The organism is Cupriavidus sp. 01L45 (assembly GCF_056399885.1).
Genome location: NZ_JBFTSG010000021.1, coordinates 31165 through 52206, shown reverse-complemented (window position 1 = coordinate 52206; position 21042 = coordinate 31165). Strand labels below are relative to the sequence as shown.

15 protein-coding genes are annotated in these 21042 nt (G+C 65.0%); 13 read left to right on the top strand and 2 right to left on the bottom strand.

All coding sequences use genetic code 11. The annotated features are described in order from the left end of the window. Positions 1-3 precede the first annotated feature (3 nt). On the top strand, positions 4-1155 hold the full coding sequence (glnL, locus tag AC1DT6_RS16395) for a nitrogen regulation protein NR(II) (protein WP_477114784.1): 1152 nt from the start codon (positions 4-6) through the stop codon (positions 1153-1155). A 115-nt stretch (positions 1156-1270) separates the two neighbouring features. Further along, positions 1271-2815: a nitrogen regulation protein NR(I) gene (gene ntrC / locus AC1DT6_RS16390; RefSeq protein WP_441632153.1), complete on the top strand. Its 1545-nt coding sequence runs from the start codon at positions 1271-1273 to the stop codon at positions 2813-2815. Positions 2816-2915: 100 nt separating this feature from the next. Here the strand turns inward: ntrC and AC1DT6_RS16385 are convergent, their stop codons facing one another. Further along, on the bottom strand, positions 2916-3707 hold the full coding sequence (locus tag AC1DT6_RS16385; RefSeq protein WP_441632155.1) for an HAD-IIB family hydrolase: 792 nt from the start codon (positions 3705-3707) through the stop codon (positions 2916-2918). A 175-nt stretch (positions 3708-3882) separates the two neighbouring features. On the opposite strand from AC1DT6_RS16385, the gene ugpB reads away from it, so the two are divergent. From ugpB to ugpQ, 5 genes are all read left to right on the top strand, one after another. Next, on the top strand, positions 3883-5199 hold the full coding sequence (gene ugpB / locus AC1DT6_RS16380) for a sn-glycerol-3-phosphate ABC transporter substrate-binding protein UgpB (protein ID WP_035867008.1): 1317 nt from the start codon (positions 3883-3885) through the stop codon (positions 5197-5199). A gap of 192 nt (positions 5200-5391) precedes the next feature. Continuing rightward, positions 5392-6273 (top strand): sn-glycerol-3-phosphate ABC transporter permease UgpA, encoded by an 882-nt coding sequence (gene ugpA / locus AC1DT6_RS16375; protein WP_276291302.1) that lies wholly within the window; start codon positions 5392-5394, stop codon positions 6271-6273. Between the two features lie 16 nt (positions 6274-6289). Continuing rightward, positions 6290-7138 (top strand): sn-glycerol-3-phosphate ABC transporter permease UgpE, encoded by an 849-nt coding sequence (gene ugpE, locus AC1DT6_RS16370; RefSeq protein WP_035867005.1) that lies wholly within the window; start codon positions 6290-6292, stop codon positions 7136-7138. Between the two features lie 68 nt (positions 7139-7206). Continuing rightward, positions 7207-8310: a sn-glycerol-3-phosphate import ATP-binding protein UgpC gene (locus AC1DT6_RS16365; RefSeq protein WP_035867003.1), complete on the top strand. Its 1104-nt coding sequence runs from the start codon at positions 7207-7209 to the stop codon at positions 8308-8310. 1 nt (position 8311) lies between these two features. Continuing rightward, positions 8312-9058 carry a glycerophosphodiester phosphodiesterase gene (gene ugpQ, locus AC1DT6_RS16360; RefSeq protein ID WP_441632160.1) on the top strand — a complete coding sequence of 249 codons (747 nt, stop codon included), beginning with the start codon at positions 8312-8314 and terminating at the stop codon, positions 9056-9058. A 27-nt stretch (positions 9059-9085) separates the two neighbouring features. Here the strand turns inward: ugpQ and AC1DT6_RS16355 are convergent, their stop codons facing one another. Continuing rightward, on the bottom strand, positions 9086-10744 hold the full coding sequence (locus tag AC1DT6_RS16355; RefSeq protein ID WP_477114783.1) for a SulP family inorganic anion transporter: 1659 nt from the start codon (positions 10742-10744) through the stop codon (positions 9086-9088). Between the two features lie 429 nt (positions 10745-11173). On the opposite strand from AC1DT6_RS16355, the gene AC1DT6_RS16350 reads away from it, so the two are divergent. From AC1DT6_RS16350 to ccoS, 6 genes are all read left to right on the top strand, one after another. Beyond that, positions 11174-14029 carry a 2-oxoglutarate dehydrogenase E1 component gene (locus AC1DT6_RS16350; RefSeq protein WP_441632164.1) on the top strand — a complete coding sequence of 952 codons (2856 nt, stop codon included), beginning with the start codon at positions 11174-11176 and terminating at the stop codon, positions 14027-14029. Between the two features lie 97 nt (positions 14030-14126). Beyond that, positions 14127-15386, top strand: coding sequence for a 2-oxoglutarate dehydrogenase complex dihydrolipoyllysine-residue succinyltransferase (odhB, locus tag AC1DT6_RS16345; protein WP_441632166.1), 1260 nt, complete (start codon positions 14127-14129; stop codon positions 15384-15386). 133 nt (positions 15387-15519) lie between these two features. Beyond that, the gene (gene lpdA / locus AC1DT6_RS16340) at positions 15520-16956 is read left to right on the top strand and encodes a dihydrolipoyl dehydrogenase (RefSeq protein WP_477111422.1); all 1437 of its coding nucleotides are present in this window, start codon (positions 15520-15522) and stop codon (positions 16954-16956) included. Positions 16957-17105: 149 nt separating this feature from the next. Next, complete coding sequence (gene zapE, locus AC1DT6_RS16335) at positions 17106-18203, top strand: cell division protein ZapE (RefSeq protein WP_441632170.1); 1098 nt, start codon at positions 17106-17108, stop codon at positions 18201-18203. An 86-nt stretch (positions 18204-18289) separates the two neighbouring features. After that, a complete protein-coding gene (locus tag AC1DT6_RS16330) occupies positions 18290-20848 on the top strand; it encodes a heavy metal translocating P-type ATPase (protein WP_477102920.1) in 2559 nt (852 codons plus the stop codon). 3 nt (positions 20849-20851) lie between these two features. Then, positions 20852-20998, top strand: a complete 147-nt coding sequence (gene ccoS / locus AC1DT6_RS16325; protein WP_006162067.1) for a cbb3-type cytochrome oxidase assembly protein CcoS — start codon at positions 20852-20854, stop codon at positions 20996-20998. Positions 20999-21042: the final 44 nt, after the last annotated feature.

Below are 21042 nucleotides of genomic sequence, written 5' to 3'. Positions count from 1 at the left end.
GTCATGCGCCGCCTGATTCGCAGCGTCTCGCGCAAGGTAGCCTCGGCCGGAGCCGGTACCCCGCCCGAAGGAGAGGCCGTGGTGCTGCCCCTGGGCGATGTGTCCTACCACCAGGGGCTGGACGTCGTGGCCAACCCCGTGTTGCTGGTGCGCCAGCCCGGCCTGCGCATCGTCTATGCCAATCCCGCGGCCGAGGCGAGTTTCGCGGTGTCGCGCAAGGCCATGGTGGAGCTGTCGCTCGCGGACCTGTTTGGTAGCTCGGAAGAGCTGGCCAGCATGATAGAGACCGTGATTTCGCGGCAGTTCGATGCCCGCCGGCAAGACGTGGTGCTGCATCCGCCGTTGCAGGAGCCCATGCACGCCCATGTCGTCATCGGGGCGCTGGACGCCAATTCCGACGCCGTGGTGGTGGAGGTGCTGCCCAACGAGCAAAAGGTGCGCAGCGACCGCGAGGAGCGCATCCTCGACCTGACCTCGGCCAACAAGGAATTGATCCGCAATCTCGCCCACGAGATCAAGAACCCGCTGGGCGGCATCCGCGGCGCGGCGCAACTGCTTGAGTTCGAGTTGCCCGATCGTTCGCTGCGCGAATACACGCAGGTCATCATCAAGGAGTCGGATCGCCTGCAGACTTTGGTGGACCGCCTGCTGGAGCCGCACCGCCATCCGCATATCGTGTCCGACCTCAATATCCACGAGGTGCTGGAGCGCGTGCGCTCGGTGGTGCTGGCCGAATTCCCCTCCGGGCTGGATATCGTGCGCGACTACGACGCGAGCCTGCCCGACTTGCGCGGCGACATGGAACAGTTGATCCAGGCCGTGCTCAACATCGTCCACAACGCCGCCCAGGCGCTCRCCGAGCGCGTCGCGCGCGGCGATGCGCAGATCATCCTGCGTACCAGGGTGGCCCGCCAGGTAACAATTGCCAAGCGTTTGTTCAAGCTGGCATTGGACTTGCATGTCATCGATAACGGTCCGGGCATCCCCGAGGATATTCGCGAACGCATCTTCTACCCGCTGGTGTCGGGTAGGGATGGCGGCAGCGGCCTCGGTCTCACACTCGCTCAAACCTTCGTGCAGCAGCACGAGGGCTTGATCGAATGTGAGAGCCGGCCCGGCTGTACCGACTTCCGTATCCTGCTGCCCCTGCATTGAGCGCATCGGCGACAGCAATTGGAACTGCCCCAATGATTGCTGCCGACCGGCTTGCCGGCGGTGTGCGGCCAGGTTCACGGAAGACCAAATGACACCGAGCAGACAAGCGACGCACATGAAGCCGATCTGGATAGTCGACGACGATCAATCAATCCGCTGGGTCCTGGAAAAGGCCCTCGCCCGTGAAAGCCTGCTTTCGCGCAGCTTCACCAACGTGCGCGACGTACTGGCCGCGCTGGAAGATGACGAGCCGCAAGTCCTGATCTCCGACATCCGCATGCCGGGAGGCTCGGGCCTGGATTTGCTGCAAGCGCTCAAGGCCCGGCACCCGGGGCTGCCCGTCATCGTGATGACGGCCTACTCCGACCTGGACAGCGCGGTAGCCGCTTTCCAGGGCGGGGCCTTCGAGTATCTGGCCAAGCCGTTCGACGTCGACAAGGCGGTCGAGCTGATCCGCCGCGCGCTGCAGGAAAGCCTGCGCGAGGAGGAGCTGGAAGACCGCCTGGTCGACGCGCCCGAGATTCTCGGGCAGGCGCCGGCCATGCAGGATGTGTTCCGCGCCATCGGCCGCCTGTCGCAGTCGAACGTGACGGTGCTGATCACCGGTGAGTCCGGCACCGGCAAGGAACTGGTGGCGCAGGCGCTGCACAAGCACAGCCCGCGCGCCAATGGGCCCTTTATCGCGCTCAATACCGCGGCCATCCCCAAGGATCTGCTCGAGTCGGAATTGTTCGGCCATGAGCGCGGCGCCTTCACCGGCGCGCAGACCATGCGCCGCGGCCGCTTCGAGCAGGCCGAGGGCGGCACGCTGTTCCTCGACGAAATCGGCGATATGCCGTTCGACCTGCAAACGCGCCTGCTGCGTGTGCTGTCGGATGGCAACTTCTACCGCGTGGGGGGGCACAATCCGCTGCGCGCCAATGTGCGCGTGATTGCCGCCACCCACCAGAACCTGGAAACGCGCGTCAAGGAAGGGCTGTTCCGCGAGGATTTGTTCCACCGCCTCAACGTGATCCGGCTGCGCCTGCCACCGCTGCGCGAGCGGCCGGAAGACATTACGCTGCTGGCCCGTCATTTCCTGCAGAAGAGCGCCAAGGAACTAGGCGTCGAGCCCAAGCGCATGTCGGACGAGGCCCTGGTCTATGTCAGCACGCTGCCATTCCCCGGCAACGTCCGCCAGCTCGAGAACCTGTGCAACTGGCTGACCGTGATGGCGCCGGCGCAGACCATCGAGGTCAAGGACATGCCGCGCGAGATGATCGGCACGGGCACGCCGCAGGGCAGCCATGCCGGTGTGCCGCGCATGGCGGAGCCACGCGCCGAGGGCAGGGCGGACGACGCCGAGGGCCACGACGCCGTCGACTATGGCGCCGCGCCTGCCGGCATGGGCGCGGAGGCCGATTCCGCGCAGGCCTACGCGAACCGCACTGCTGCCGCGAGCGCGATTGCCGGCTGGGAGCACCTGCTGGCAGGGGAGGCCCGCGCCATGCTGGAGTCTGGCCAGCCGGAGGTGATGGATGCGCTCACGCGGCGCTTCGAGAAGGCGGTGCTGGAGGCGGCCCTGGGCGTGACGCGTGGGCGCCGTGTCGAGGCGGCAACCCGCCTGGGCATCGGCCGCAACACCATTACCCGCAAGCTGCAGGAACTGGGCTTCGATTGAAGCAGGTAGTGGGTTGCTGCGGGGCACAAAAAAACAGCCGGGCTTGTCCCGGCTGTTTTTTTTGATGGTGGCTTGCCGCCGTCGCCTTTCGTCGCCGCGCTCAGTCGCGCGCGGCCAGCAGCAACGCTGCCATCTCGGCAAAACCCTCGCCGCAAGCCGCCTCGGTAATGTAGGCGGGCTTGGCCGGCAGTTGCGGCAGGATGTCGCGGATATTGGCGACCCCGACCGACAAGGGGAAATGGGCGAACATGCTCGCATCGTTGGCCGAGTCGCCGATAAACAGCCACTCGTCGCGTTCGGCATCGAGGTCGGCGCCCAGCAATTCCGCAGCGCACAACTGGCTCATGCTCAGCTTGTCGTGCTCCCCGAACCATCCATTGACATGGATCGAACTGACGGTAGCGGTCATGCCGGCTTCGCGCATCAGGCTGACAACGCGGTCGACCGCTGCCGGGGGTAGTGGCGCCACGTCCTCGGCATGGTCGATGGCCAGGTCGGCGGCGTGCCAGGCCTGGTCGGAGGCCAGCGCGCAGCCCGGCACCTCTTGCACGATGCGTGCGCCCAGGGCATGGATGCGCGCCAGGTTATCGGCCCGGGTAGCGGAGTCGTCCAGGTAGCGGGTCACGAGCTTCCCCGCGCGCAGGTGGGAGTAAAAGGCACCGTTTTCGCCAATGATGGCGTCCACTGGCCAGAGCCGGGTCAGGATCTCGGCCCAGGCAATGCAGCGGCCGGTCACCGGGATGACATGGAGGCCGGCTCGCTTGAGCTGGTCCAGCGCAAGGTAGGTGGCCGCCGGCAGCCTGCCGTCGGTGGTGATGGTGCCGTCGATATCGGTCAGTACGCCGCGAACGCGGCGCAGCGCCGGAGCGGGAAGGGTGTGGATGGCTTGCATAGCGCAAGATTTTACCCTGTCAAGCTGTCGATAAATCGTTGTCATATTATTGTAATTTAGTAGAAATGCCCGGTTTTCCAATCCGACACGGCGGGGTAACATCCGGCTGTCACAAAAACTGCATACAGTCGGACGATTTTTGTCCGTACTGAGAAAACAAAACTAGGAGCTGTCGATGACCTTCCAACGTACCGTGCTGAAGATTGCGGCCTTTGCCGCGCTGGCCGGGGCCGGGACCGCCCACGCCGCTGTGGAGATCCAATGGTGGCATGCCATGCAGGGCGCGCTGAATGACAAGGTGAACGAGATCGCCGACAAGTTCAACGCCAGCCAGTCCGACTACAAGATCGTGCCGGTCAATAAAGGCAACTACGACGAGACCATGGCAGCGGGCATCGCCGCCTTCCGCGCCGGTACGCAGCCTGCCATCCTGCAGGTCTTCGAAGTGGGCACCGCGACCATGATGAGCGCCAAGGGGGCCATCAAGCCGGTATCCACCGTGATGAAGGATGCGGGGGAGAAATTCGACCAGAAGATCTACATCCCCGCCGTCGCCGGCTACTACACCTCGTCCAAGGGCGAGATGCTGTCCTTCCCGTTCAATAGTTCGACCACGGTCTTCTATTACAACAAGGACGCCTTCAAGAAGGCCGGCCTGGACGCCAGCAAGCCGCCCAAGACCTGGCCCGAAGTGATGCAGTACTCGGCCAAGATCAAGGCCTCCGGCGGCCAGTGCGCGTACACCACCGACTGGCAGGGCTGGGTGCACCTGGAGAGCTTCTCGGCCTGGCACAACACGCTGTTCGCCACCAAGAACAACGGCTTCGGCGGCACCGATGCGCGCCTGGTCTTCAACAGCCCGCTGCATGTCAAGCACATCGCCAACCTGCAGGAAATGGTGAAGAAGGGCTACTTCAGCTACGGCGGGCGCAAGTCGGAATCGCAGGCCAAGTTCTATAACGGCGAATGCGCGATGTTCACCGGTTCGTCGGCTTCGCTGGCCAATATCCGCAAGAATGCCAAGTTCGCCTTCGGCGTATCGCAGCTGCCGTACTACGCGGACGTGCCGGGCGCCCCGCAGAACACCATCATCGGCGGCGCTTCGCTGTGGGTGATGGGCGGCAAGAAGGCCGAGGAGTACAAGGGCGTGGCCAAGTTCTTCACCTACCTGTCGCGTCCGGAAATCCAGTCCGACTGGCACCAGGCTACCGGCTACCTGCCGGTCACCATGGCGGCCTACGAGCTGACCAAGAAGTCCGGCTACTATGACAAGAACCCGGGCGCCGACGTGTCCGTGGAGCAGATGGTGGTCAAAACCACCGACAAGTCGCGCGGCGTGCGCCTCGGCAACCTGGTGCAGATCCGTACCGTGGTTGACGAGGAACTCGAAGCGGTCTGGGCAGGCAAGAAGCAGCCCCAGGAAGCCCTCGATACCGCCGTCAAGCGCGGCAACGATCTGCTCGAGCGTTTCCAGAAGACCGCGCGCGAGTAAGCTAGGCCTGTTTTGCCGCAAAACGGGCGGGGCAGTATCCCGCCCGTTTTTGTTGGCCCGGCGCATTGGCCGGGGCGTTCCCGCAAGGGTGCGTCCCGGCCAATGCGCCGATTGGTTGGCGCGCCGCTTCGCGGACTCGCGCTGTGATCTGGTTTGATGCCGCTTCGCGCGGCATCCGTTGGACAATTGCCCATGGAAAAACGGGTTGTCTTCCGATCGCGATGGCTGCCTTATCTGCTGGTTTTTCCGCAGATCGCCATCACGCTCATCTTCTTCTTCTGGCCCGCGGGCCAGGCCCTGTACCAGTCCGTGCTGCAGCAGGACGCGTTCGGCATCAACCTGGACTTTGTCGGGCTGGAGAACTTCCGCACGCTGTGGAATGATCCGCTCTACCTGGAGTCCTTCCGCATTACCGGCGTATTCGCCGTGGGCGTCACGCTGGTGGGGCTCTCCTTCGCGCTCGTGCTGGCGTATTTCGCCGACCGCGTGCTGCGTGGCGCGATGGCCTACAAGATGCTGCTGATCTGGCCCTATGCCGTGGCGCCGGCAGTGGCGGGCGTGCTGTGGATGTTCCTGTTCAACCCCAGCCTGGGCGTGGTGTCGTACGCGCTGCGCGCGCTGGGCATGGACTGGAACTTCCTGCTCAACGGACAGCAGGCTCTCACCCTGGTGATCCTGGTGGCGGCGTGGAAACAGATCAGCTACAACTTCCTGTTCTTCCTGGCGGGCCTGCAGAGCATTCCAAAGTCGCTGATCGAGGCTGCCGCCATCGACGGCGCGGGGCCGTGGCGCCGTTTCTGGTCGATCATCTTTCCGCTGCTGTCGCCGACCACCTTCTTCCTGATGGTGATCAACGTGGTGTACGCGTTCTTCGATACCTTCGCCATCATCGACTCGGTGACGCACGGTGGTCCGTTCAACTCCACCAACACGCTGGTCTACAAGGTGTTCCACGACGGTTTCCGCGGCATGGACATCGGTGGCTCGGCAGCGCAGTCGGTGGTGCTGATGGTGATCGTGATCGCGCTCACGGTGGTGCAGTTCCGCTACGTGGAACGCAAGGTTCAATACTGATCAGGCGGGCGCAAACATGGTAGAACGACGACCCTTTCTGGATTTCCTCACGCATGCGGTGCTGATCCTCGGCATCCTGGTAGTGGCGTTTCCGGTCTATATCACCTTCGTGGCCTCCACGCTGACGGCGGAGCAGGTGCTTGACGCACCGATGACGCTGATCCCCGGCGGCCATTTCTTCGAGAACTATCGCACCGTACTGTTCAGGGGCGTGGGCGAGTCCGCTTCCCCCGTCTCCAGCATGATGTTCAACAGCCTGATCATGGCGCTGGGCATTTCGCTGGGCAAGATCGCGATTTCGATCATCTCGGCCTTCGCGGTGGTGTACTTCAAGTTCCCGCTGCGCAAGACCTTCTTCTGGATGATCTTCATCACGCTGATGCTGCCGGTGGAAGTGCGGATCCTGCCGACCTACAAGGTAGTGTCGGACCTGGGCATGCTGGATAGCTACTTTGGCCTGACCATCCCGATCATCGCCTCGGCCACCGCGACCTTCCTGTTCCGCCAGTTCTTCCTGACCATCCCGGACGAGTTGGCCGAGGCCGCGCGCATCGACGGTGCCGGGCCGCTGCGCTTCTTCAAGGACGTGGTGCTGCCGCTGTCCAAGACCAGCATCGCGGCGCTGTTCGTGATCCAGTTCATCTACGGCTGGAACCAGTACCTGTGGCCGCTCCTGATCACCACGCAGAAGTCGATGACGCCGGTGGTGGTGGGCGTGACGCAGATGATCTCCCGCTCCGGAGACGCAGCCACCGACTGGAACCTGGTGATGGCCACCGTGATGCTGGCCATGGTGCCGCCCGCGATCGTGGTGGTGCTGATGCAGAAGTGGTTCGTCAAGGGCCTGGTCGAAACCGAAAAATAAGCGGGCGGGGCGGGGTGTGCCCACTGGTTGGCGCGCCCGCCACGCTTGCCCAGCGAGAAAGAATAGCAATGGCAAAACTGTCGCTTCGCAACGTACAGAAGACCTACGCCGGCAACGTCAAGGTTGTGCACGGCATCGATATGGAAATCAACGATGGCGAGTTCATCGTCATTGTCGGCCCGTCGGGCTGCGGCAAATCCACGCTGTTGCGCATGGTGGCCGGGCTTGAAGCCATCAGTGGCGGGGAGGTGCATATTGGCGAGAAGATCGTCAATAACCTCGAACCCGCCGAGCGGGACATCGCCATGGTGTTCCAGAACTACGCGCTCTATCCGCATATGAGCGTGTACGACAACATGGCTTATGGCTTGAAGATACGTGGCATGGCAAAGAGCGAGATCGAGCAGCGCGTCAAGCATGCCGCGGGCATTCTCGAGCTGGCGCCGCTGCTGGAGCGCAAGCCGCGCGCCTTGTCGGGCGGCCAGCGCCAGCGCGTGGCCATGGGCCGCGCGATCGTGCGCGAGCCTGCCGTGTTCCTGTTCGACGAACCGCTGTCCAACCTCGACGCCAAGCTGCGGGTGCAGATGCGCCTGGAACTGAAGGAACTGCATCGGCGCCTGCGTACCACCAGCATGTATGTGACGCACGACCAGGTCGAGGCCATGACGCTGGCCGACCGCATGATGGTGCTCAACGGCGGGCGCGTGGAACAGATCGGCACGCCGCTGGAAGTCTATGCGCGCCCCGCCAGCACGTTCGTCGCCAGCTTCATCGGCTCGCCGCCGATGAACCTCGTGCCGGTTGCGCGGACCAATGGCGGGCAGGGCGAGGCGCAGATGCGTGTGGAGCAGAAGGAGGGCGCCCAAGGGCAAGCCGCCACCCTCGGCCACCTGCCGATGGGCCTGCACCTGCCTCAGCGCGCGCTGCTTGGCCTGCGTCCCGAGCATATCGAGCCGTGCGCGGCGCACGATGCGATTGCCGAAATCGAGGTTCGTCTGGTGGAAGCGCTGGGTGCCGATTCCTTTGCCTACGGCACGCTGGGTGGCCAGCCGGTCGTGGTGCGGCTGGACAGCAACATGCCGGTGCGCGGCGGCGATCGCCTGCCGATTACGGCCACGGCCGAGCACCTGCACTTCTTCGACGCCGATTCGGGCAAACGCATCGAGGCCTGACATGACCCAAGCCGCCTGGCCCTATCCGCGCCATATCGCCCACCGGGGCGCCGGCAAGCTGGCGCCCGAGAACACCCTGGCGGCCTTCCGCCACGGCGCGTCGTTCGGCTATCGCATGTTCGAGTTCGATGTGAAGCTGTCGGGCGACGGGCGGCCGGTGTTGCTGCACGACGCTACGCTCGACCGCACCACCAACGGCCAGGGTCGCGCCGATGCGCTGACCCTGGGTGAGATTGCCATGCTGGACGCGGGCAGCTGGCATAGCCCGGCCTATGCCGGGGAGCCGGTTCCCACGCTGGCGGCGATTGCCCGCTATACGCGCGCCAACGGGTTCATGGTCAATATCGAGATCAAGCCGGTGCCGGGCGCGGAATGGCGTACCGGCGCCGCCGTGGCCCTCGATGCCCAGGCGCTGTGGGCTGGCAGCGACACCCAGCCGCTGTTGTCGTCGTTCTCGGAAGAGTCGCTGGAGGCGGCCCGTCGGGCCGCGCCGGGCCTGCCGCGCGCGCTGCTGCTCGACAAGCTGCCACCCGACTGGCTGGAGCGGCTGCGCCGTCTGGACTGCGTGGCGCTCGATGCCAATCATCGCGAACTCAGTGCCGAGGTCATCCGGGCCGCCCATGCGGCCGGCTTCAGGGTGGCCTGCTATACGGTCAATGACCCGGAGCGCGCGACTGAACTGCTTGGCTGGGGGCTCGACGCGCTGATTACCGACGCGGTCGACCTGATCGCGCCGCGCCAGGGCTAGTCCGCCAGGCGCGGGCGCATCGCCTGTTCATGCAGGTTGCGCCAGCGCGTCGCGGACCGCGTCGTCCACGCTCCAGCCGCGCCACATTTCTTCGGGCAGGGCCGGGTTGCGCGCGTGGGCCAGCAGGTCGCGCACCTCGTCCTTGACCCGCGCGAGCCGCAGCGGTATGCCGTGTGCCTTCGCAAACACCGCCAGTTCGCCCAGGGCTTCCAGGACGGTGCCGTCGAGATCCGACGATTCTTCGAGGCTTAGCACCAGGCCATACTGGGGGTGCTCGTGCGCCAGTGCCTGGCGCACGGTGCCAAGCACGCTATCGATATTGCCGAAGAACAGCGGGACTTCCGGGCGCGCGATCAGCAGTCCCTTGGGCGCGGTGGCCTCGGGGTGGCGCGCCATGTCGACGAAGTCGTGGCTATCGGCCCAGCGGCCCAGCCACGTAACCTGCGGGCGCGACAAGCGTTGCAGCAGCATCGCCAGGCTGACCCCGATCGCCAGCAGCAGCCCATGCAGCACACCCAGCAACAGCACGCCGGCAAAGGCGGTCAGCGCGACCAGCCGGTCGCGCCGCCAGTCGAAATACGGCTTGAGGCTGCCCGGATTGAGGCTATGCCCGACCGCGCGGATCACGATGGCCGCGAGTACCGGCTCCGGCGTGTGCGAGATCCAGGGGAGCAGCGTGCACACAGCGGCAAAGACCACCGTGCCGGCAACCAGGCCGGCGCGGCGGCTTTGCGCGCCGGCCGCTTCGTTGGCCGAGGTGGCGGAAAAACCCGCACCCACCGGCATGCCCTGGAACAGCCCCGAGGCGAGATTGGCTAGCCCCAGTGCCGCTAGGTCGCGGTTTGGGGAGACGATATCGCCATGGCGCATGGCAAAGGTGCGGATCGAGCCGTAGCTTTCGGCGTAGAGGATCAGCGCCAGCGCGGCCGCCAGCTCGCCCACTCGCATCCAGTCGGTCGGGGTCAGTTCCGGCACCCGCGGCGCCGAGAACTGCAAGGCGATGTTGCCGACGGCCGCCACGCCGTGCGCCTGGGTCCAGCCGCTGAGATCGAGCACGATGCCGGCGGCGATGACCAGCAGCGCGCCCGGCATGGCGCGCCAGCGCGCGAACACGTGCAGCAGCGCCAGCGCCACCAGGGCCACCGCCGCGCCTGCCAGGTTCCAGTGGCGCCATCCGGCGAGCAGTTCCCAGGCCAGGCGCAGGAAGTCGCCATGCGCCGGATGAATGTCCAGGATCTTCGGGCATTGCTTAAGCACGATGGTCAGCGCCAGCCCCAATGCAAAGCCGCGCAGCACGGGCTTGGCGATCAGGCTGGAAATCGCCCCCAGGCGCGCCAGCGACGCCAGCAGGAACAACACCCCCGCCAGCAGGATGACCGCGGTGCCAAGCGCGATGCGCAGTCCCATGTCACCTTCTGCCGCAGCGGTGGTGGCAGCCAGCAGCACCGCTGCCGACGATGACGTGGCCGAGACAATGGCAAAGCGGCTGCTGCCAAGCACGCCGTAGACCAACAGGCCGGCGAAGAGCGCGATCACGCCGRCTTGCGGCGGCAGTCCGGCAATACCGGAATAGGCCACGGCTTCGGGGAGCAACAGACCGGCGATGGCTAGCCCGGCCACCAGGTCTGCCCGCCATGTGGCGGGGCCGGCGCTCGGTGCGGCGGCGTTGATGGTGGGAGCTGGCATTATTGGCTGCCGTTCGCGCCGGATTGGCGTAGATATTTCGAGAAATACACCGAGCGCTCCATTGGTTTTGGTTTCCTGTCCATGCTATCGAACCGGCAGGCCCTGCTGCCTTGCTGGCTGCGTGCATTGGCCTCTACGCAACGTGGCACGCCCGCAAAAGGGCCGTGAGGCAAAATTCCCCCGGCTTATGTGTCAAACGTGCTATCCTTATGCGAGTGAAGACTTAGGTCCTTCCACGCACAACTGACCCTTTCAGGGCGACTGAACAGTTCGGCACCCGCTGTGGTGCCGTTTGCATAATGATGCATGAATATGTTTCGGTTGCTGCCCCTAAAGAGTTGTTTGCAATCCGCTAACCGGTCAAGCCGTGTCGCGGAAGGTTGATAAACCCGCTTTATTCCGGCATTCCCGGATAATAGTGAGCGCCCCATGATGCAGCAGTATCAGAGCAATTCGTACCTCTTCGGCGGCAATGCCCCCTATGTAGAAGAGCTGTACGAGGCCTACCTCGAAAATCCCTCCTCGGTTCCCGATAACTGGCGCGCGTACTTCGACGCGATGCAGAACGTGCCGGCTGTCGATGGCTCCAACGCCCGCGATATCCCCCACGCTCCCATCGTCGCCTCGTTCGCAGAGCGCGCCAAGGCGGGCCCGATCAAGACAATTGTTGCTTCGGCCGACTCCGATATGGGGCGCAAGCGCGTCGCTGCCACGCAGCTGATCGCCGCTTACCGCAACATCGGTTCGCACTGGGCTGACCTGGATCCGCTCAAGCGCCAGGAACGTCCGCCCCTGCCGGATCTCGATCCGGCCTTCTACGGCTTCTCGGAAAGCGATCTCGATATCGTCTTCAACGCCAGCAATACGTATTTCGGCAAGGAATCGATGAGCCTGCGCGAGCTGCTCAACAACCTGCGCGAAACCTATTGCAGCAGCATCGGCGCCGAGTTCATGTACATCAGCGACCAGGCGCAAAAGCGCTGGTGGCAAGAGCGTCTGGAAACCACGCGTTCCAAGCCGGTGTTCACGCTCGAGAAGAAAAAGCATATCCTCGACCGCCTCACGGCGGCCGAAGGCCTGGAGCGTTTCCTCCACACCAAGTACGTTGGCCAGAAGCGCTTCTCGCTCGAAGGCGGTGAAAGCTTCATCGCCGCCATGGACGAACTGATCCAGCACAGCGGCAGCAAGGGCGTGCAGGAAATCGTCATCGGCATGGCCCACCGCGGCCGCCTGAACGTGCTGGTCAATACGCTGGGCAAGATGCCGGCTGACCTGTTCGCCGAATTCGAGGGCAAGCACGTCGACGACCTGCCGGCCGGCGACGTGAAGTACCACAAGGGCTTCTCCAGCGACGTCTCCACCGAAGGCGGCCCGATCCACCTGTCGCTCGCCTTCAATCCTTCCCACCTGGAAATCGTCAACCCGGTCGTGGAAGGCTCGGTCAAGGCCCGCCAGGAACGCCGCGGCGAACCCGCAGGCCATGCGGAAGTGCTGCCGGTGCAAGTGCACGGCGACGCGGCCTTCGCAGGCCAGGGCGTGGTGATGGAAACGCTGAACCTGGCTCAGACCCGCGGCTACGGCACGGGCGGCACGATGCACATCGTGATCAACAACCAGATCGGCTTCACCACCTCGGACCCGCGCGACTCGCGCTCCACGCTGTATTGCACCGACGTCGTCAAGATGATCGAGGCACCGGTGCTGCACGTGAACGGCGACGATGCCGAAGCCGTGGTGTTCGCCATGCAGCTGGCGGTGGAATTCCGCATGGAATTCAAGAAGGATGTCGTGGTCGACATCATCTGCTTCCGCAAGCTGGGCCACAACGAGCAGGACACCCCGGCCGTTACCCAGCCGCTGATGTACAAGAAGATCGCCCAGCACCCGGGCACGCGCAAGCTGTACGCTGACAAGCTGGCTGCGCAAAACCTGGTGCCCGCTGACTTCGGCGATCAACTGGTCAAGGAATACCGCGCCGCCATGGATGCGGGCAAGCACACGGTCGACCCCGTCCTGTCGAACTTCAAGAACAAGTTCGCCGTGGACTGGATGCCGTTCCTGAACCGCAAGTGGACCGACGCCGCCGACACCGCCGTGCCGGTGACCGAGCTCAAGCGCCTGGCCGAACGCATTACCGCCATCCCCGAGCACCTCAAGTTGCACCCGCTGGTCGAGAAGGTTGTCAAGGATCGCGCCAACATGGGCCGCGGCGACCAGGCGCTCGACTGGGGCATGGGCGAGCACCTGGCCTTCGCGTCGCTGGTGGCTTCGGGCTACCCGGTGCGCATCACCGGCCAGGATGCAGGCCGCGGTACGTTCACGCACCGCCACTCGGTCCTGCATGACCAGAACCGCGAGCGCTGGGATGCCGGCAGCTACGTGCCGCTGCAGAACGTGTCGGAAAACCAGGCACCGTTCACGGTGATCGACTCGGTGCTGTCGGAAGAGGCCGTGCTCGGCTTCGAATATGGCTTCTCCACGGCCGAGCCGAACGCGCTGGTGATCTGGGAAGCCCAGTTCGGCGACTTCGTCAACGGCGCCCAGGTGGTGATCGACCAGTTCATCTCCTCCGGCGAAGTGAAGTGGGGCCGCGCCTCGGGCCTGACCCTGATGCTGCCGCACGGCTATGAAGGCCAGGGTCCGGAACACAGCTCGGCGCGCATCGAGCGCTTCCTGCAGCTGTGCGCGGACCACAACATGCAGGTCTGCCAGCCGACCACGCCGGCCCAGATCTTCCACCTGCTGCGCCGCCAGATGATCCGTCTGTTCCGCAAGCCGCTGGTGATCATGACGCCGAAGTCGCTGCTGCGTAACAAGGATGCGGTCTCGCCACTGTCCGACCTGGCCAAGGGTCACTTCGAGACGGTCATCCCCGATCACGAAGAACTGAACGCCAGCAAGGTCAAGCGCGTGATCATGTGCTCGGGCAAGGTCTACTACGACCTGGTCAACACCCGCAAGGAACGCGGCGCTACCGACACGGCCGTCATCCGCATGGAACAGCTGTATCCGTTCCCGCACAAGGCAGTGGCAGCCGAGCTGAAGAAGTACCCGAACGCCAACGAAATCGTGTGGTGCCAGGACGAGCCGCAGAACCAGGGTGCCTGGTTCTTCGTCCAGCATTTCATCATGGAAAACATGGCGGAAGGCCAGAAGCTCGGTTACGCAGGTCGTCCCGCCTCGGCATCGCCGGCGGTGGGCTACTACGCCAAGCACAACGAGCAACAAAAGGCGCTGCTGGATGCGGCGTTCTCCAAGCTCAAGGGCTTTGTCCTGACCAAATGATCGTGGCCAGCATGGCGGCGCGCGCGAAGAGCGCGCACCGCCATGTTTTTTGCCACCTGCCTTAAGCAAAAACGAATACATCAAGGAAATTCCAACCATGGCTATTGTTGACGTCAAGGTTCCGCAACTCTCTGAATCGGTTGCAGAAGCAACCATGCTGAACTGGAAGAAGAAGCCGGGCGAAGCGGTTGCCCAAGACGAAATCCTGATTGAAATCGAGACCGACAAAGTCGTGCTCGAAGTGCCCGCCCCGTCGGCCGGCGTGCTGTCGCAAATCATCCGCAACGATGGCGACACCGTGGTCGCCGACGAAGTGATCGCCAAGATCGACACCGAAGCCACCGCTGGCGCCGCCGCACCGGCTGCTGCCGCACCGGCGCCCGCCGCTGCTGCCGCTGCCGCACCGGCCGCCGCTGCGCCCGCCGCAGCCGGCGCCGTTGCCATGCCTTCGGCAGCCAAGCTGATGGCCGAAGGTGGCCTGTCGGCCGGCCAGGTCGCTGGCACGGGCAAGGATGGCCGCATCACCAAGGGCGACGTGCTGGCCGCGACCTCGGCTCCGGCCGCCGCGCCTGCCGCCAAGGCCGCTCCGGCTCCGGCCGCCGCCAGGCCGGCGCTGCAGCAGGTTTCCGCCCCGGTGGACTTCGCCGCATTGGGCGACCGTCCGGAAGAGCGTGTGCCGATGAGTCGCCTGCGCGCCCGTATTGCCGAGCGCCTGCTGCAATCGCAATCCACCAACGCCATCCTCACCACCTTCAATGAAGTGAACATGAAGCCGGTGATGGACCTGCGCGCCAAATACAAGGACCGCTTCGAGAAGGAACACGGCGTCAAGCTGGGTTTCATGTCCTTCTTCGTCAAGGCCGCGGTGCATGCGCTGAAGAAGTTCCCGCTGATCAACGCTTCGATCGACGGCAATGACATCGTCTACCACGGCTATTTCGACATCGGTATCGCGGTGGGCTCGCCGCGCGGCCTGGTGGTGCCCATCCTGCGCAACGCAGACCAGATGAGCCTGGCGGACATCGAGAAGAAGATCGCCGAATTCGGCGTGAAGGCCCGTGACGGCAAGCTGTCCCTGGAAGAGCTGACCGGCGGTACGTTCTCGATCTCCAATGGCGGCACCTTCGGTTCGATGCTGTCGACCCCGATCATCAACCCCCCGCAGTCGGCCATCCTGGGCGTGCACGCCACCAAGGACCGCGCGGTGGTGGAAGACGGCCAGATCGTGATCCGTCCGATGAACTACCTCGCCATGTCCTACGACCACCGCATCATCGACGGCCGGGAAGCCGTCCTGGGCCTGGTCGCCATGAAGGATGCGCTGGAAGATCCGGCCCGCCTGCTGCTGGACCTGTAATCATCCGCATTGACTGAGGTCTTGCCCGCCATGCCCGCAGATATACGCGGCGCGGGCGGGCATGACGGACCGAAGAGTTGAAGGCGGCCTGGCGGGCGATGTTGCCCCGGCCCGGGCTGCAAAAGGAATCTCCATGAGCAAACAATTCGACGTGCTGGTCATCGGTGCCGGCCCCGGCGGCTACATCGCCGCCATCCGTGCCGGCCAGCTGGGCCTGAACGTGGCCTGCTGCGAAGGCAATGCCTACGACGATCCCAAGGACGAACCGCGCCTGGGAGGCACCTGCCTGAACGTGGGTTGCATCCCCTCCAAGGCAATGCTGGCCTCCTCGGAAGAATTCGAGAACGTGCAGCATCACCTGGGCGACCACGGCATCACGGTTGGCGACGTCAAGGTCGACGTGGCCAAGATGCTCAAGCGCAAGGACGATATCGTCGGCAAGATGACCAAGGGCATCGAGTTCCTGTTCCGCAAGAACAAGGTCACGCTGCTCAAGGGCTACGGCAAGTTCGTCGGCAAGACCGCCGAGGGCTTCCAGGTCGAGATCGCCGGCAAGGCCGGCGCCGAAGTCGTGACGGCCAAGCAGGTCATCATCGCCACGGGCTCCAAGGCGCGTCACCTGCCGGGCGTCGCGGTGGACAACGTGCTGGTCAGCGATAACGAAGGCGCGCTCAAGTTCTCCGGCGTGCCGAAGAAGCTGGGTGTGATYGGTGCCGGCGTGATCGGCCTCGAGCTGGGTTCGGTATGGCGCCGCCTGGGTGCCGAAGTCACCGTGCTGGAAGCGCTGCCGGCCTTCCTGGGCGCCGCCGACGAAGGCGTGGCGAAGGAAGCGCAGAAGCTGCTGACCAAGCAGGGCCTGAAGTTCAGCCTGGGCGTGACGGTCAAGGAAGTCAAGACCGGCAAGGACAACGTCACTGTCAGCTACACCGACAAGGACGGCGCTGCTCAGACGCTGGAAGTCGATCGCCTGATCGTGTCGGTCGGCCGCGTGCCCAACACCGATAACCTCGGTTTGGACGCCATCGGCCTGGCTGCCGACCAGCGCGGCTTTATCGAGGTGGACGACCACTGCGCCACCAAGGTGCCGGGCCTGTGGGCCATCGGTGACGTGGTGCGTGGCCCGATGCTCGCGCACAAGGCCGAGGACGAAGGCGTGGCGGTTGCCGAGCGCATCGCCGGCCAGAAGCCGCACATCGACTACAACTGCATTCCGTGGGTGATCTACACCTTCCCGGAAATCGCATGGGTGGGCAAGACCGAGCAGCAGCTCAAGGCCGAGGGCCGCGAGTACAAGTCCGGCCAGTTCCCGTTCATGGCCAACGGCCGTGCGCTGGGCATGGGTCATTCGGATGGCTTCGTCAAAATGCTGGCCGATGCCAAGACCGATGAGATCCTGGGCGTGCATGTGGTTGCCGCGAACGCGTCGGACCTGATCGCCGAAGCCGTGGTGGCGATGGAGTTCAAGGCCGCCAGCGAAGATATCGGCCGCACCTGCCATCCGCATCCGTCGATGTCGGAAGTCATGCGCGAAGCCGCACTCGCCGTGGACAAGCGCCAGCTCAATATGTAAGGCACAAGCCTTCGTATTGTTGAGTACCGGCGCGCCGCTCCAGCGGCGCGCCGTTTTCGCTTTCGGGGCGACAGGGGCTATTTGCCTTGTCAGGCGTCCCGATCCTCATTCAAGCCGGAGCCTCCCGGCATCCAGCGCAAGCAGTCAGCATGAACGTCCGTGAGTACTACGAGCAGGAACTGAAGCAACGTGGCTACACCTCCGACGAGGCGCAGCTGCGCGCCGTCGACCGGCTGCAGCAGTGCTACGACGAGTGGGTGGCGTACAAGAGCCGGCGCAACAGCACGCTGAAGAAGCTGCTGGTGCACCCGGACGTGCCCAAGGGCGTCTACCTGTGGGGTGGGGTGGGGCGCGGCAAGTCCTTCCTGATGGACAGCTTCTATACCTGCGTGCCGGTGGTGCGCAAGACGCGGCTGCACTTCCACGAATTCATGCGCGAGGTCCACCGCCAGTTGGAAGAGCTGCGTGGCCGCCCGGACCCGCTGGACGAACTGGCCAAGCGGATTGCACGGCGTTTCCGCCTGATCTGCTTCGACGAATTCCACGTCAGCGATGTGGCCGACGCGATGATCCTGCACCGCCTGCTGCAGCAGCTGTTCGAGAACGGCGTGCAGTTCGTGATGACCTCCAACTACCGGCCCGACCTGCTGTATCCGGACGGGCTGCACCGTGACCGTGTGCTGCCGGCAATCGCACTGCTGCAACAGAAGCTCGATGTGCTCAACGTGGATGCCGGCATCGACTATCGCAAGCGTGCGCTGGAACAGGTCGATGCCTATCACACGCCGCTGGGGCCCGAAGCCAGTTCGGCGCTGCGTCACGCATTCACCAGCATTGCCGGTGTGGCCGACGAGTCGCCCATCCTGCATATCGAGCATCGCGAACTGCGTGCGCTGCGCAAGGCGGGCGGGGCGGTCTGGTTCGATTTCAATACGCTGTGCGGCGGCCCGCGCTCGCAGAACGACTATCTCGAACTGGCCACCGAGTTCCACACGGTGATTCTCTCCGATGTGCCGAAGATGACGCCGCGCATGTCCTCGGAAGCACGGCGTTTCACCTGGCTGATCGACGTCTTCTATGATCACAAGGTAAAGCTGCTGATCTCCGCGGAAGTGCCTGCCGATGAGCTTTATACGGAAGGTCAGATGGCCAATGAGTTCAGCCGCACGGTCTCGCGCATTATCGAGATGCAGTCGCGCGAATATCTCGAAGCGCCGCGCCGTACTGTCGACACCTCGCTGACCTGAGGCGGCCATCCCACCGCACGCTTGATCTGTATCAAGGCGGCTTGCAGCCTGGGCTCTTACCATGCAGTTGGTAAAAAAGAGCCCCGATGCCGCCTTCTCCTGCTTATTCCCTGCCCGATCTGCCCAATTCGCCGCTTGCACGCGCAAGCGGCGCGCCGACGGCCGTCGTGCAGGAAGGCTGCTTTCACTGTGGACAGCCGCTTTCAGCCGCCGAGCCCTCCCTGCGTGCCAGCATCGACGGCAAGGACCAATCCTTCTGCTGCGGCGGCTGCCAGGCCTTGGCGCAGACCCTGCACGCCGCCGGGTTCGGGCATCTTTATGGCGACCAAGCCCGTTTTGCCCGCCCCATCGACGAGGCGGCGCGGCGCGAGGCCGAGCCCGTGTGGGCCGCCTACGACACCGAGGAATTGCGGACGCAGTTCGTGCGCCCGCTCGACGAACGCCGTGCCGAGATCACGCTGGCGCCGGAGAACATCCGTTGCGCGGCCTGTGCCTGGCTGATCGAGCAGCACCTCGGCAGCCTGCCTGGCGTGGAATCGGTGATTGCCAATGTGGCGACCCGCCGCGTGGTGGTGCGCTGGCGCGCCGCCGAGCAGCCGGTTTCCGCCTTGCTCGCGGCACTGGCCGGCATCGGCTACCTGGCGTGGCCGTTCGAGGTCTCACGCTCCGACCGGCAGGATCGCCACGCACGCCGTGGCCTGCTGATGCGCATGGCGGTAGCCATGCTGGGCATGATGCAGGTGATGATGTACGCATGGCCTATCTACACCCATGAAGCCACCATCGATCCCGGCCAGTTGCAGTTGATGCGCTGGGCCAGCCTGGTGCTGACCTTGCCCGTGGTGCTGTACTCGGCTTCGCCAATCTTCGCCGGGGCATGGCGCAGCCTGAGGCAGCGCCATCTGGGCATGGACGTGCCCGTGGCGATCGGCGTCGGCGCGGGCTTCCTTGCCAGTACGGTGGCCACGCTGCGCGGCACTGGCGAGGTCTACTTCGACTCGGTCACCATGTTCGTCGCATTCCTGCTGCTGGCGCGATACCTGGAACTGCGCGTGCGCCAGGCATCGCGCAGCGGCGCCGAGATGCTCGCACGGCAGTTGCCTGCCACCTGCGAACGCCTGCGGGCCGAAGGCGGGGCGGGCGAGCGGGTGCCGGTGGCGCGCTTGCGTGCAGGTGACCTGATCCGCGTCAAGGCTGGCGAGGTGGTTCCGGCCGATGCGACCGTTGTTGCTGGCGCCAGTGAGCTGGACGAATCCATGCTGACCGGCGAGAGCCGTCCGGTGCCGCGTGGTATCGGCGATCCGGTATTGGCGGGTTGCTTCAATACCACCAGTCCGCTTGAGCTGCGCGTGTCGAAGGTAGGCGCGGCGACCCGGCTGGCCGAGATCGTCGCCGTACTGGACCGCGCGCTGGCGGAGAAGCCGCGCCTGGCCACAGTGGCCGACCGTGTTGCCGGATGGTTCGTCGGCATATTGCTGGTGCTTGCCGCCCTTGCCGGGGCGGTCTGGTGGGCCTGGATCGACCCGTCGCGCGCGCTGCTGGTGACGGTGGCGGTGCTGGTGGTCAGCTGCCCGTGCGCGCTCTCGCTGGCCACGCCCGCCGCGCTGGCCGCCGCCGGGGCGGCGCTTTCGCGCCGCGGGCTGCTGCTGACGCGCGGTCACGCGCTGGAAACGCTCGCTGCCGTTACCGACGTGATGCTCGACAAGACGGGCACGCTCACGGAAGGCCGTTTCGCGCTGACCGAAATCCTGGCCCTGGGCGACGCCAGCGCCGATGCCAGCCTGCAACTGGCCGCGGCCATGGAACGTTCCGGCGAGCATCCCATCGCGCGGGGCATCGTCGAGGCAGCGCAGGCTCAGGGACTCGCCTGCGGCGCGCACGCCGTCAGTGCCATGCGCAATGTACCGGGGCAGGGCCTGGAGGCTGAAGTGGACGGGCAGCGTTACCGCTTGGGCCGGCGCGAGTTTGTTACCGCGCTGGGCACGAGCGCAAGCACGGACCGTGAAGGTATCTCCACCGCGCTGGCAGCCAGCGAGCGCAGCGGCGCCACCCTGGTGTGGCTGGGTAGTGCGAAGGGCGCGCAGGCTGTGTTCGTGCTCGCCGACATTGAACGCGCGCAGTCGGCGCGATTGCTTGCTGCATTGCGTGCGCTCGGCGTGACCTGCCACCTGGTGTCAGGCGACACGCCGGCCACGGTCGGCTGGTGGGCCGATCATTTCCAGATCGCGCGCCGCGAGGGCGGCGTCACGCCCGAAGGCAAGCGCGAGTATGTGGCGAACCTGCAGCGTGCCGGTGCGGTTGTGCTGGCGGTGGGCGACGGCATCAACGATGCGCCGGTACTGGCGCAGGCGCAGGTTTCGATCGCCATCGGCAGCGGCGCCCCGCTGGCGCAGGCCGGCGCCGATGCCGTGCTGACCCATGGCCGTGTGGCCGAGATCGCGAACGCGCTGGAGATGGCTCGCCGCACCCGCCGCGTGGTGCGCCAGAATCTCGGCTGGGCCTTTGCCTACAACGTGATCGCCATCCCGCTGGCTGCGACCGGCTATGTCACCGCCTGGATGGCGGGCATCGGCATGTCGGTGTCGTCGCTGCTGGTGGTGGCCAACGCCTGGCGCCTGCTGCGCTCGGGCAAGCCCGGAGACTGACACATGGACATGCTCTACCTGCTGGTGCCGATGAGCCTGGTGCTGGTGGCCGTGATCGCCGGCGCGCTTTGGTGGGCGCTGCATGCCGGGCAATATGACGACCTCGACCGGCCCGGCGAGGCCATCCTGCTCGATAACGACAAGCCCTGATCCATCGCGGCCGCGCTCCGCCCCGCATGGAGATCCCCCTTTTT